Genomic DNA, 11,706 nt, shown 5'->3' with positions numbered 1-11,706 from the left:
TACAGCCCTATGAAGAAGAAAATCGCCTTGGTTACCGGTGGTTATACTGGTGAATCGGTGATCTCATTAAAGAGTGCCGCCATTGTTGAAAAGATCATTGACCGAGAGCGGTATGAAGTCACAAAGATCCTGATCTATCCAGGACATTGGCATCATTTGACCGAAGAGGGAGAGGAAATTCCTGTTGATCTAAATGACTTCAGCCTTATGATCAAGGGAGAAAAACTAAAGTTTGACGGGGTGTTTAATATTCTTCACGGTTCTCCTGGGGAAGACGGCAAGTTGGCTGGGTATTTTGATATGATCGGACTACCATATACTACCTGCGATGCCCTTACTTCTGCGATCACCATGAATAAGGGCTACACCAAAGCCATTATTGATGATATTCCAGAACTGAATATTGCCAGATCAATTCAGCTTTTTTCAAAATCAGATCATGAGGTCAAAGCCATTCAGGAAACTTTAAATCTCCCGCTTTTTATAAAGCCAAATAATGGAGGAAGCTCGATCGGAATGAGTAAGGTGAAAAGTTGGGAAGAACTAGACGATGCCCTTGACAAGGCCTTTGCTGAAGACAGCCAGGTTTTAGTAGAAGAGTTTGTCTCTGGAAGAGAATTTTCAATTGGCATTTATAAAACTGCCGGCAAAGTGAAAGTTTTACCAGCGACTGAAATAGTAAGCAGTAAAGAGTTTTTTGATTATGAGGCCAAATATTCTGCCGGTGTCACCGAAGAAATTACTCCCGGACGAATGAATGAAGAGGAAAGACTGAGGGTAGAAAGAATTGCTGCTAGAGTTTATGAAAAATTGAACTGCAAAGGAGCGGTGCGGATGGATTATTTCCTAGAACACACATCCAGTAAGTGCTTTTTTATTGAAATCAACACCGTACCAGGGCAAACTGAAACCAGCCTGATTTCTCAACAGGTGAGAGCCATCGGTATGGAGGTGAAAGACTTTTACACTGAATTGATTGAAGAAATGCTTTCAGAAGGCAGAAGTACGAAGTAAGAAGTTTGAAAATTTCAGACTTCAGGATTAAGCTTTCAGAACTCCCTAAAACCTGATAACATAGGAGAAAATTGGTGAATCAATCCTTCTCTCTTCAAAGTATACAGGGCCCTGATCCAATCCAAAATTATAAGAATCCACGGCTTCTTCCGCCAGGGGAATGGCTTTATTCCTGAACACTCCAGAGGCTATTTCCATCCCAATACTCCCGATGAGCAAGGGCCAAAAAAGGTTTGGCGCATTTGCATTTTGTGGTGTCAAACCATAAATCACAGTACCTAATCCGGCCCCTAGCCCTGCAATGGAAAAAATGGTTCCGAGCTGTTGATTAGACATAGCTCTCCGATAAAGTTCAAAGGTTTCTGGATCACTTTCCGACATAAGCCTGTTGACATCGGCTTTGCTTAGGACCCTGTTTCCATCAATAAAATCAATCTTCTGACTCACAAAATTAGAGCGAACGTCAATCTGAAGTGGATTTTGAGCCCTTGCCAACATTGGCAAAATCAATAAAAAAAAGACCAGTCGAAAAATTTTCACCTGCATGGGATTTCAGTTAGTGCCTAAAGAACGGAATGATAAAGTTTTGGTTTGTCACCTGTAAATGAAAGAAAAAATTAATAAAAAATTTTCCAGCAAAAGACCTATCGTCTAAGTTAAAAAAAAGCCGAGTCCAAAAGGTGTTAGCAATTCTTGTTTTGGCAAAAAGTCCATAGAAGAAGACTGGAATGGCCTTTGCGCATTTATAGGTAGTTAATTGTAGTAACAGACTGTGCCACGAGAATGGATCGTTTATAGCGAATCATGAGACGGGTTTATATAAAACCTGAGAAAAAGATTCCACACCTGTAGAAAAAATTCAACAGTCTGAAAATCCTTAAACATAAAAAAAATGAAAAAGTATATTTTAAGCTTATCAATCATTTTCTTAATAATGGGCTGTGGCCCAACAGAAGAACAAAAAGAACAACTAAGTACGTTAGTTGCTGACTGGAAAGAAACTTCGGTAGAGGCAGTAGACTTATCCGAAGAAATCGGTGACAAGGTCTTCCTCCTTGAATCTAAAAAAGAGGCAAATGAAGCTCCTGAAACTATAGAAATCAATCTTGATGGAGAGTCAGTTACTTGCGAACCTGAGTATCTTGAACTTGCTTCCACGGTAGATACCTTCATTCAAAGCTGGCAGGAGAAATCAAATGAATTAGATGAACTCACGGACCGGATGTTAATTGGGAGTTGGAATTCCAATGATCAAGAAACCTTAGAAGCCCTAGATTTAGAACTAAAGCAGCGAGAAGTGCAAATTGAGCAGTGGAAAAAAGAACTGGAAGAGCTAAACAACAAATGTTATTTAACTGGAGAAATGCTGGTAATACAAGAACAAGAAAGCTAAAAAACGAGTAAATAAATGTGCCCTCAAAAGCAAAGAGCTTATTGAGGGCACATTTCTATTTTAACCCAATTTTAAAGTCCAAACTCGGATTTGATTCTGTCTACAAAATCGAGCTTTTCCCAGGTGAACAATTCTACATCCAAAATGATGCTCTCCCCATCTGGTGAGAAAAATTGCTTCCGAACCACTTCATTTTTTCTTCCCATATGACCGTAAGCCGCAGTCTCTTCATATATCGGATTCCGTAGCTTTAGCCTTTGCTCGATGGCATAAGGTCTCATATCGAAGATCTTTTCAATTTTTCTGGCGATTTCACCATCTGTCAAGCCTACTTTGGAAGTTCCATAAGAATTTACATAAACACCCATAGGCGCAGCCACCCCAATGGCATAAGAGACCTGAACTAGTACCTCATCAGCTATACCCGCAGCCACCATATTTTTGGCAATGTGACGAGTGGCATAAGCCGCCGATCGATCTACTTTTGATGGGTCTTTTCCTGAAAAAGCTCCTCCACCGTGTGCGCCCTTACCACCATAAGTATCGACGATAATCTTTCTACCGGTTAAACCAGTATCTCCGTGCGGCCCACCGATGACAAATTTCCCTGTTGGATTGATGTGATATTTGATGTCCTCGGTAAAAAGCTTTTGGAGTTCAGGCTTCAGCTTTGCTTTTACTCTCGGGACCAAAATGCTAATAATGTCAGCTTTAATTTTGGCCAGCATGGCCTCCTCTTCGTCGAAATCATCATGTTGGGTAGAGACTACGATGGCCTCGATTCGCTGTGGGACATTGTCATCGCTATACTCGATCGTCACTTGTGCTTTGGAATCAGGACGTAGATAGGTGATGTCCCTATTTTCTCTTCTTAATTCCGCCAACTCACGAAGGATCATATGCGAAAGATCCAATGCCAGAGGCATGTAATTTTCGGTTTCATTGGTGGCGTAGCCAAACATCATCCCCTGATCACCTGCTCCTTGTTCCTCTGGATTCTCTCTATCCACACCCTGATTGATATCCGACGATTGTTCGTGAATCGCAGAAAGGACTCCACAGGAATTTCCTTCAAACATGTATTCACTTTTCGTATAACCGATTCGATTAATCACGTCTCTGGCGATTTTCTGCACATCCAGATAGGTACTAGATTTTACCTCTCCCGCTAGCATTACCTGCCCGGTGGTCACCATGGTCTCACAGGCCACTTTTGAATTTGGATCAAATGCGAGAAAATGGTCGATAAGTGCGTCAGAAATTTGATCAGAAATTTTATCGGGATGCCCTTCGGAAACGGATTCCGAGGTAAATAGATAAGCCATAAATGAATGCTTGGATTCTTGCGTTTTTCGAAAGCCCAAAAATAGGTTAATGGCCTGAAATAACAAATAAAATGTAAGGACGGGATGATCCCTGTCCTCTGTTTCCTAATCTCAAAAATGAAATTTTACTATCTTCCACCCTTTCTAATTACCCGAACTTTATGAAATACTCATTTGCCCATTTCGTGATTCTTCTAACCCTAGTGATTTCATGTGCTCAGCCGGAAGATCAAAAAATCCAAATAGAAAAAAAAGAGGCCTCTCTATCAGATTTAGAAGATCTTTTTGAGAGATGGAGAGCATTTGAGAATCCCCCCAAATTCGAAGGGGCTCCGGATTACCGCAAGGAGACTTTCGATTCCCGGCATCCTGAGTTTTTGGATCTCAAGGCAGAGCTAGATGCTATGGATACCACAGGATGGAGTATTCCTGATCAAGTGGATTACAGGGTGGTTTGGGCAGAAATGAATGGCTATGATTTCAATTACCGCGTTCTCAAACCTTGGGTAAGAGACCCTGCTTTTTATAAGTCAGTTTGGATGAGCAGAAGTGATGTGCCCGCTCACGAGGGACCAACCCATCACGGGGTATTGGAACTCTGGCAATATTCTTTCCCATTGGATGAAAGTAGCAAGGCAAAGATACTCAGTGAACTAAGATCCATCCCAGCGCTCAATGAACAAGCAAAAATAAATCTCACAGGAAACGCAAAAGAACTTTGGGCTGCAGGTATTCCAACGATCGCCAAGCAGGCTGTTGACCTAAACAACATGCTGACCCTGGCAGAGATCACATCTGATCCAGAGCTAGGAGAAGCCATCAACCAAGCCAAAGAATCAACGGAGGACTTCGTGATCTGGCTGGAAGAAGAAGCTCCAAAGAAGACAGGCCCATCTGGAATCGGAAAAGAAAATTATACCTGGTATCTACAAAACGTGCATTTGGTTCCTTTGACCTGGGAGGATGAGGTGATGATTTTGAAAAGGGAACTGGCCAGAGCCTGGAGTTCATTAAAACTTGAAGAACATCAAAACCGGAATTTACCTCCTTTGCCAGAGGCAAATACGGAAGCAGATTTTGACAAGCTCACCGAAGAGTCTATTCAGAAAATGATGACCTTTTTGGAGGATCAGGATATCGTGACTGTCAAAGATTATTTTGAGCCCGCCCTGAGAAAGCACCGGGGCAGCTTTATCCCAAAAGAACAAAGGAATTTCTTTTACATAGGAATGCATTATGATCCACTTCCTCTTTATTCGCATTTCTATCATTGGTTTGAGCTGGCCAGAATGGATAATGAACCGAATCCACGACGAATACGCCGTGATCCCTTGCTGTACAATATTTTTGACTCTAGAAATGAAGGAGTTGCAACAGCCGTAGAAGAAATGTTTATGGATGCGGGGCTTTACGAGGATTCGCCTCGGTCAAGGGAGATAGTGTATATCATGATCGCCCAGCGTGCCGCCAGAGGTCTGGGCTCTCTTTATGCCCATGCGAATGAAATGACCATGGTAGAAGCCGGAGGGATTCATTCTGACTATACACCCAGAGGTTGGATGAAAACTGAAAAGGAATTGCTCCTTTTCGAGCAACATCTGTATATGCGCCAGCCTGGATATGGCACCAGCTACATTACCGGAAAGTATCTGCTTGAAGATGCCATGGCTGACTATGCAAGGATCAAGGAAGAGAAAGGAGAAGAGTTTAGAGTGAAAGACTTCTTTGATGAATTGAATTCTATCGGTTGTATTCCTATGGCCCTTGGACATTGGGAGATGACGGGCGTAGACCCAATGGGCAGAATTTGGAATTGATGATCTCAGATTTACTATTTCTGATTTTGGAATTAGAACTTTTTATTTAAATTTAGTATATACTTTTGGTATTACTATTTGTGTTATGAAAACGCTTTCTTTAAAATTAGATGAAGATATCTATGAGGTCACCGAAGAAATGGTGAAGAAAATAGGACTTCCAAGGAACCGATACATTAATGAGGCTCTTGCCTTTTTTAATCGATACAATCAAAGAAAAGAATTGGCTAAGGCATTCAAAGAGGCATCAGGACTGGTGAAGGAGTCATCGATAAAAATCAACTCTGAATTTGATCAGTTAATTGATGAAACATCAATTTGAGATTTGGTTGGTAAATCTCAATCCTTCAAAGGGAACCGAGGCTGGAAAAATAAGACCTGCTGTAGTCATCCAAACAAATCTACTCAATCAGGCAGATCATCCTTCGACGCTAATTTGCCCCATCACAAGTCAATTGAGTCCCAAAGAAAACATCCTCAGGGTTAAAGTTAGCCCAGTTAAGACGGGCCTGACTCAAAAATCCGAAATTCTCGTTGATCAAATTCGAGCAATTGATAATCGAAGGTTTTTAGAAAAACTAGGGGATTTACCACCAACCAAAAAGCTTGAACTTCTACAAAAGCTAGAAGCGATATTAGATCTTTAGGTTTTACGATTTGAGAATTAGGATTTTTGATCTTAGTCTAGCAAACATCGAATGCTGGATAGCTTTCGAACGTAAACAGATCGAACATTGCACTAACCTGTCCGACTGGCCTGGTAAGCAAGGACAAATTATGACTAAGTACTACAAAACAGAGAACTGAAAACTGGGAACCGACAATTGGAAAAACTAACTGCCGAGACTGGAAACTGACCCCTTAAACCTCAACCCTCTTCACCAACCCCTCGGTAACCTCATTCATAGCCTTCACCTTATACTCAAAATCCCCTTTTAGAGTAGAACGATAAGCGTTTAGATTATCCAAGAGATCATCCAACTCCTCCGGAAGGACTTCCTCCAGAAGTTGTCGAATTCGCTTAGCCGCTGTCGGCGATTTTCCATTTGTGGAAATAGCCACCTTCAGATTTCCTTTGGTTACGATCCCACCCAGATAAAAATCACATAGCTCCGGAGTATCTGCCACATTTACCAAAAGAAATCGCTCTTTGGACTCATCTCTGATCTGCCGATTCACTTCCTTACTATCCGTAGCGGCAATTACGATATGTTTTCCTGAAAGATATTTTTCTTGATATGAATCCTCGACGAGGGTCACATTCTTTGCCGCCAAAGCAATTTCCAGAAATTCCGAGCAAAACTCCTTGGAAACCACGGTAACCTGAGCTTCAGGACTGGACTTAAGAATAAAGTGAAGCTTTTCGGTACCGACAAAACCTCCTCCAACGATCAAGACATTCAGCTCATGGAGCTTTAGAAAAATGGGATACAGTTGATTCATGATTCTATTTTCTAGGTCAAGGATTAAAGTCTCACCACTTCTCTGTACACATGGGCCAGCTTTTCACTTTCCTTGACCACTTCACCCACAATGATAATGGCTGGAGCTTTTACCTGATCCTTTTCAGCTTTTATTAGGATGTTTGAAATTTTTCCTGCCGTCACCCTTTCTTCATTTGTGGTTCCACTTTGAATGATGGCTATGGGCAAATCCTTTTTTCCCTCCTTTTGAAATACCCGCACGATTTCTGGAAGTTTTCTGGTTCCCATCAAAATCACAATAGTCGCTGAGCTTTGCGCAGCAAGGTGTAAATCATTCGAAAGTTCTCTCGAGGAAGTAGTTCCCGTCACCACCCAAAAGCTTTCTGCCACTCCTCGCTTGGTCACCGGGATTCCGACATTGGCAGGAACGGCAATTCCTGAGGTAATTCCAGGCACCACCGAAGAGGGGATATTAAAGTTTTCGAGATACTCCACCTCTTCGCCTCCCCGGCCGAAGACAAACGGGTCACCTCCTTTGAGGCGTACCACATGCCCGTGTTTTTTTGCCAGGCTGACGCAAAGCTGATTCGTGTCTTCCTGTGGAATAGAATGCTTACCTACCCTTTTACCCACAAAAATCTTGATCGATGATTTAGGAGCATGATTTAAGAGAACCGGATCGATAAGGGCATCATACAAAACAACATCTGCGGTATTCAGGGCAAGAACTCCTTTGAGCGTAATCAATTCCGGATCACCGGGACCAGCTCCTACCAGAGTTACTTTGGCCTTGGTCGAGTTAATCATGCTGGCACCTCCTCCTTTCTATGTGCTTTTAGCAGTTCATATACTTTTTTGGCTGAAACTGAATAAGCTTTTGCAAAGCTTTCAGTCGGTTCATTTTCCCGCATTTCGTAAACTATTTCCTCGAAACTTCCTCCTAGTTTGATGCGGCCAGTTTCTACAAAATTCTCATCAAACAATTTGACAATATTTGCATAACTATTTGTGCTGATATCTTCACTGAGTAAAAGAGCTTTGGCACCATTAATCAATCCCGCATAATGATGATAAATACTGTCAGACCATCTCCTATCTTCAAGGGCTTCTGCCCCAAGATCTAGTTTTTCCTTAGCTTCCAGAAGCAAGGTCGTCACCAGATCAATCACCACTCCGGCGCATTCACCGATTCCCACGGCTCGCTCATAGTTCTCATTTCTTCCCCAGTCAATTCGGTCCTCCTCCGTGATCTTGCTCGGATCTGCAAGATCTTTTAGCAGGTCATAAAAATATCTCTGTCCCTTAAGGTCATAATAATCTAGGAATGAAAGTCCCTTTGCATGAGACTCGAAATCATCCAAAATTTTCCTTAAAGCTTCAGGTCCACGTTTGCTTGGAACTTTAGTGACTTTGTCTGCAAATCTACCGTTTCCGTTTCCGTGGTTTGCCCCACCAAGCAGAATCTGCAATGCGGGGATTACAGTTTGTCCCACTTTCATGGACATTCCCTGAAAACCGATGTGAGCCATATTATGCTGACCGCAGGCATTCATGCAGCCCGAAATCTTGATGACCAGTTCCTGATTATTGATGTATTGAGAGTAATCCTCAAAAATCACCTTTTCTAGTTCCTTCGCGATACCCGTAGAGCTGGCAATACCCAAATTGCAAGTATCCGTTCCTGGACAAGCTGTGATATCGGCAAAGGAATTATATCCTCTTTCGGCCAAGCCGATTTTCTTTAATTCCTGATAAAAGAATGGAACCAAATCCTCACGAACATCCCGAATCAAAAAATTCTGTCTAAGGGTAAATCTTACCTCATTATTGGCATACTTTTCTACTAAATCTGCCAAAGCTCTGGCCTGAGAAATGTAGAAATCACCCAGAGGAACCCTTATCCCAAGTGCTACAAAACCCTCTTGCTTTTGAGCAAGGACATTGGTTTGCTTCCAAAGATCAAAGTCCAGACCCAATTCTTCATCTAATGCGGGGGATTCAGGGTTGGGCAGAGACCGTGATCTTTCATATTCAGTGGTTTCAATAGGGTATTTTTGAAAAGCCAGAGCCTTTCTCTCCTGTTCAACTAATTCTAAAAATGGATCGATTCCCAGGTCTTTCACCAAGAATTTCATCCGAGCCTTATTCCTTCTGGCTCTTTCTCCGTGCCTATCAAAAACCCTTAGTACAGCCTCGATAAAGGGAATTAATTCATCCTCCGGAATAAACTCAGATGCTACATCGGCATGCCTGGGTTGGGAACCCAAACCTCCACCCAAAAGAACTTTAAAGCCTCGAACTGGAACTCCATCTTCAATTTTGATTTTTGGAATAAAACCTAAATCGTGAAGGTAGGACAAACCTGTATCCTCATCTGAGGATGAAAATGCCATTTTAAACTTCCGCCCCATCTCTTGGCAAATAGGATTTCTGAGGAAATACCTGAAGGTTTCATCTGCGTAGGGGGTCACATCAAATGGCTCCTTGGGATCAATTCCTGCCATTTCTGAAGCGGTGACATTACGAACTGTATTCCCGCAAGCTTCCCGAAGTGTGACATCATCCTTCTCCAACTCTGCCCAGAGTTCTGGGGTCCGGTCAAGACTTACATAATGAATCTGAATATCCTGTCTAGTGGTGATGTGCAATCTACCTGTAGAATATTCTTCTGAAACTTTGCTGATTCTTCTCAGCTGAGGCCCGGTTACTCGGCCGTAAGGAAGCTTGATTCGAATCATTTGAACGCCTGGTTGCCGCTGACCATAAACTCCCCGGGCCAAACGGAGGCTTCTGAATTTTTCTTCATCGATTTTTCCCTCTTTGAAAAGAGCGATTTTTCGCTCCAATTCCAGGATATCCCTTTCTACTAGTGGGTTTTCGATTTCTGTTCTAAAGCATTGCATAAATGTTACCCTATAGGGTTAATAGGTTTTAAGCCAATAAAAAAGGCTCACTTAAAATGAACATTGGGTTATTTGGGCAGCAGATTAGTTTGAAATTACTTGGAGTGCAACCCGCATTCCTTTTTGGACTCCTCCCACCACCATCGACCTGCTCTTGCATCCTCACCTGGAAGAATGGCACGAGTACAGGGAGCACAACCTATACTTATGAATCCCTTGTCATGAAGAGGATTGTAGGGAATGCTGTTTTCCTTGATATAGGCAATCATCTCGTCAAAAGTCCAGTCCAATAGTGGGTTGTACTTGATTATTTGATTTCCCTCGTCCCATTCAATTCGCTTCATATCAGAACGATTGGCACTTTGCTCTGCACGGAGCCCGGTAATCCAGACCTCATTTCCTGCCAAGGCTCTCTTAAGTGGCTCCACTTTCCTGACAAAGCAGCATGACTTTCTATTCTCTACAGAATCATAGAATCCGTTTATGCCATTTGAAGAGACCAAATTCTCCACAGACTCTGTATTCGGATAATACATCTGAATTTTCAGATCATACTTCGATTCTGTTCTGGCCACAAGGTCAAGGGTTTCAGGAAACAACCTCCCAGTGTCCAGAGAAAAGATTTTAATGTCCATTTCTCCTTGAGCGATCAATTGAGTGATCACCTGATCCTCCTGACCCAAAGAGGTCGAAAAGGTAGCTTTTCCAGGAAAAAGATCAGCAATCAAAGCCAATCCTTCTGAGGAATTAAGCTTATCAAGCCGGGCTTCCAGCTCATGCAAATTCTTTGTTGGTTTCATGCGTTTTCTCTTTTGAAATATTTTCCCAAACTCTTTCGTGCAGGTAATAGAGCAGAAGTTTAGAAATCACTTCTACTGAACCTATGGAAATAGCCATGGTGAGCTTACCTGTGATGATATAGGAAATCACTATGGTGTCCAGGGTGCCGACAATTCTCCAGGAAATGGACTTCAGTAAACTCTTCAGATTACTGTCTTTCCCTGAGGGCAGTGCAGCTCTTTTTTTAATGACTTGATCTAAAAACATGATATTCTTTACGGAATAGAATTTCAAAAGTATACAAACCCTATAAAAAAAATAGGGTTTATAGGGAAAAAATTTTGTTATTCTTTTAAAATGTCTTCCAACGTCTTGTTTTCCAGTATTTTAAGGGTTTCATCACGGACCTGTATCATCACCTTATTTATTCCACAAGAGGCTTCATCCTTACATTCCGCACAAGGCTCGTAATAATTCAGACTGACACAGGGCAACAAAGCAATGGGACCATCCAGCAGTCGAATGACTTTAGAAAGCGGGATCTCTGAAGGCTCCTTAATCAGGTAGTAGCCGCCGCCCTTGCCTTTTTTACTTCCAAGCATGGCTGCTTTCTTTAACTCAAGCAGAATATTCTCAAGAAATTTATGAGAGATTCCATGTTCTTCCGAAATATCATGGATCGTCACCGCTCCCTCATCACGATGTTTACCGAGGTAAGTGAGGGCATGCAGGGCATACTTGGTCTTTTTGGAAAGCATTAACAAAAATAACCCAATTCTCTGAATAGCCTAGTGCGGGGGTGGGGAAATCAATTCTGATCAACTCCGATGTAGGGTTAAATCACTGTCCTGGGTCTCCAGACACAGGACCTAACTCACTAAAAAAATCTGCTTCTGGAGAAGCCGAATAATGGAGAAATAAAAACTTCAAATTCGGTCAAAAAATTTACAACCGTTATTTTCAAAGGTAAAGGTCCGATTTCTCCTTTTTTACGGATTATAAATCCTACGACTTAGGTTCAGGCTTATAAAGCCTAAAAAGCAGGCTATT

At 42.1% G+C, this 11,706-nt stretch carries 13 protein-coding genes; 5 read left to right on the top strand and 8 right to left on the bottom strand.

What is annotated here, in order from left to right:
- Nucleotides 1-9 precede the first annotated feature (9 nt).
- On the top strand, nucleotides 10-1,014 hold the full coding sequence (locus QVH07_RS13570; protein ID WP_290001245.1) for a D-alanine--D-alanine ligase: 1,005 nt from the start codon (nucleotides 10-12) through the stop codon (nucleotides 1,012-1,014).
- Between the two features lie 45 nt (nucleotides 1,015-1,059).
- Here QVH07_RS13570 and QVH07_RS13565 read toward each other — a convergent pair whose 3' ends face one another.
- Nucleotides 1,060-1,560, bottom strand: a complete 501-nt coding sequence (locus QVH07_RS13565; protein WP_290001242.1) for a hypothetical protein — start codon at nucleotides 1,558-1,560, stop codon at nucleotides 1,060-1,062.
- A 346-nt stretch (nucleotides 1,561-1,906) separates the two neighbouring features.
- On the opposite strand from QVH07_RS13565, the gene QVH07_RS13560 reads away from it, so the two are divergent.
- Nucleotides 1,907-2,407, top strand: coding sequence for a hypothetical protein (locus tag QVH07_RS13560; RefSeq protein WP_290001239.1), 501 nt, complete (start codon nucleotides 1,907-1,909; stop codon nucleotides 2,405-2,407).
- Nucleotides 2,408-2,478: 71 nt separating this feature from the next.
- Here the strand turns inward: QVH07_RS13560 and metK are convergent, their stop codons facing one another.
- Complete coding sequence (gene metK / locus QVH07_RS13555) at nucleotides 2,479-3,732, bottom strand: methionine adenosyltransferase (protein ID WP_290001237.1); 1,254 nt, start codon at nucleotides 3,730-3,732, stop codon at nucleotides 2,479-2,481.
- A gap of 161 nt (nucleotides 3,733-3,893) precedes the next feature.
- Here metK and QVH07_RS13550 point away from each other — a divergent pair, with 161 nt between their 5' ends.
- From QVH07_RS13550 to QVH07_RS13540, 3 genes are all read left to right on the top strand, one after another.
- On the top strand, nucleotides 3,894-5,549 hold the full coding sequence (locus QVH07_RS13550) for a DUF885 domain-containing protein (protein ID WP_290001234.1): 1,656 nt from the start codon (nucleotides 3,894-3,896) through the stop codon (nucleotides 5,547-5,549).
- Nucleotides 5,550-5,634: 85 nt separating this feature from the next.
- Nucleotides 5,635-5,871 (top strand): hypothetical protein, encoded by a 237-nt coding sequence (locus QVH07_RS13545; protein ID WP_290001233.1) that lies wholly within the window; start codon nucleotides 5,635-5,637, stop codon nucleotides 5,869-5,871.
- Nucleotides 5,855-6,196: a type II toxin-antitoxin system PemK/MazF family toxin gene (locus QVH07_RS13540; RefSeq protein WP_290001231.1), complete on the top strand. Its 342-nt coding sequence runs from the start codon at nucleotides 5,855-5,857 to the stop codon at nucleotides 6,194-6,196. The genes QVH07_RS13545 and QVH07_RS13540 overlap by 17 nt, the downstream gene beginning before the upstream one ends.
- A 214-nt stretch (nucleotides 6,197-6,410) precedes the next feature.
- On the opposite strand, the gene QVH07_RS13535 is transcribed toward QVH07_RS13540, so the two are convergent.
- From QVH07_RS13535 to QVH07_RS13510, 6 genes are all read right to left on the bottom strand, one after another.
- Nucleotides 6,411-6,992: a precorrin-2 dehydrogenase/sirohydrochlorin ferrochelatase family protein gene (locus QVH07_RS13535; RefSeq protein WP_290001227.1), complete on the bottom strand. Its 582-nt coding sequence runs from the start codon at nucleotides 6,990-6,992 to the stop codon at nucleotides 6,411-6,413.
- Between the two features lie 23 nt (nucleotides 6,993-7,015).
- Nucleotides 7,016-7,780 (bottom strand): uroporphyrinogen-III C-methyltransferase, encoded by a 765-nt coding sequence (gene cobA, locus QVH07_RS13530; RefSeq protein WP_290001225.1) that lies wholly within the window; start codon nucleotides 7,778-7,780, stop codon nucleotides 7,016-7,018.
- Nucleotides 7,777-9,876, bottom strand: a complete 2,100-nt coding sequence (locus QVH07_RS13525; RefSeq protein WP_290001222.1) for a ferredoxin-like domain-containing protein — start codon at nucleotides 9,874-9,876, stop codon at nucleotides 7,777-7,779. The genes cobA and QVH07_RS13525 overlap by 4 nt, the downstream gene beginning before the upstream one ends.
- A gap of 95 nt (nucleotides 9,877-9,971) precedes the next feature.
- Nucleotides 9,972-10,676 carry a phosphoadenylyl-sulfate reductase gene (locus QVH07_RS13520; protein ID WP_290001220.1) on the bottom strand — a complete coding sequence of 235 codons (705 nt, stop codon included), beginning with the start codon at nucleotides 10,674-10,676 and terminating at the stop codon, nucleotides 9,972-9,974.
- A complete protein-coding gene (locus QVH07_RS13515) occupies nucleotides 10,651-10,923 on the bottom strand; it encodes a DUF2061 domain-containing protein (RefSeq protein WP_290001219.1) in 273 nt (90 codons plus the stop codon). The genes QVH07_RS13520 and QVH07_RS13515 overlap by 26 nt, the downstream gene beginning before the upstream one ends.
- A 77-nt stretch (nucleotides 10,924-11,000) precedes the next feature.
- The gene (locus QVH07_RS13510) at nucleotides 11,001-11,414 is read right to left on the bottom strand and encodes an RrF2 family transcriptional regulator (RefSeq protein WP_290001216.1); all 414 of its coding nucleotides are present in this window, start codon (nucleotides 11,412-11,414) and stop codon (nucleotides 11,001-11,003) included.
- Between the last annotated feature and the right edge of the window lie 292 nt (nucleotides 11,415-11,706).

Source organism: Algoriphagus sediminis (genome assembly GCF_030403435.1).
In the GTDB taxonomy this organism is placed as follows: domain Bacteria; phylum Bacteroidota; class Bacteroidia; order Cytophagales; family Cyclobacteriaceae; genus Algoriphagus; species Algoriphagus sediminis.
The sequence above is the reverse complement of the archived record's forward strand: the minus strand, read 5'-3'. Positions and strand labels throughout refer to the sequence as shown.

Coding starts and splice junctions, on each gene's coding strand:
- QVH07_RS13520 (WP_290001220.1), bottom strand. CDS start 10,676: ATGAAACCAACAAAGAATTTGCATGAGCTGGAAGCCCGGCTTGATAAG.
- QVH07_RS13560 (WP_290001239.1), top strand. CDS start 1,907: ATGAAAAAGTATATTTTAAGCTTATCAATCATTTTCTTAATAATGGGC.
- QVH07_RS13550 (WP_290001234.1), top strand. CDS start 3,894: ATGAAATACTCATTTGCCCATTTCGTGATTCTTCTAACCCTAGTGATT.
- metK (WP_290001237.1), bottom strand. CDS start 3,732: ATGGCTTATCTATTTACCTCGGAATCCGTTTCCGAAGGGCATCCCGAT.
- QVH07_RS13515 (WP_290001219.1), bottom strand. CDS start 10,923: ATGTTTTTAGATCAAGTCATTAAAAAAAGAGCTGCACTGCCCTCAGGG.
- QVH07_RS13525 (WP_290001222.1), bottom strand. CDS start 9,876: ATGCAATGCTTTAGAACAGAAATCGAAAACCCACTAGTAGAAAGGGAT.
- QVH07_RS13545 (WP_290001233.1), top strand. CDS start 5,635: ATGAAAACGCTTTCTTTAAAATTAGATGAAGATATCTATGAGGTCACC.
- QVH07_RS13565 (WP_290001242.1), bottom strand. CDS start 1,560: ATGCAGGTGAAAATTTTTCGACTGGTCTTTTTTTTATTGATTTTGCCA.
- QVH07_RS13540 (WP_290001231.1), top strand. CDS start 5,855: ATGAAACATCAATTTGAGATTTGGTTGGTAAATCTCAATCCTTCAAAG.
- QVH07_RS13570 (WP_290001245.1), top strand. CDS start 10: ATGAAGAAGAAAATCGCCTTGGTTACCGGTGGTTATACTGGTGAATCG.
- QVH07_RS13535 (WP_290001227.1), bottom strand. CDS start 6,992: ATGAATCAACTGTATCCCATTTTTCTAAAGCTCCATGAGCTGAATGTC.
- cobA (WP_290001225.1), bottom strand. CDS start 7,780: ATGATTAACTCGACCAAGGCCAAAGTAACTCTGGTAGGAGCTGGTCCC.
- QVH07_RS13510 (WP_290001216.1), bottom strand. CDS start 11,414: ATGCTTTCCAAAAAGACCAAGTATGCCCTGCATGCCCTCACTTACCTC.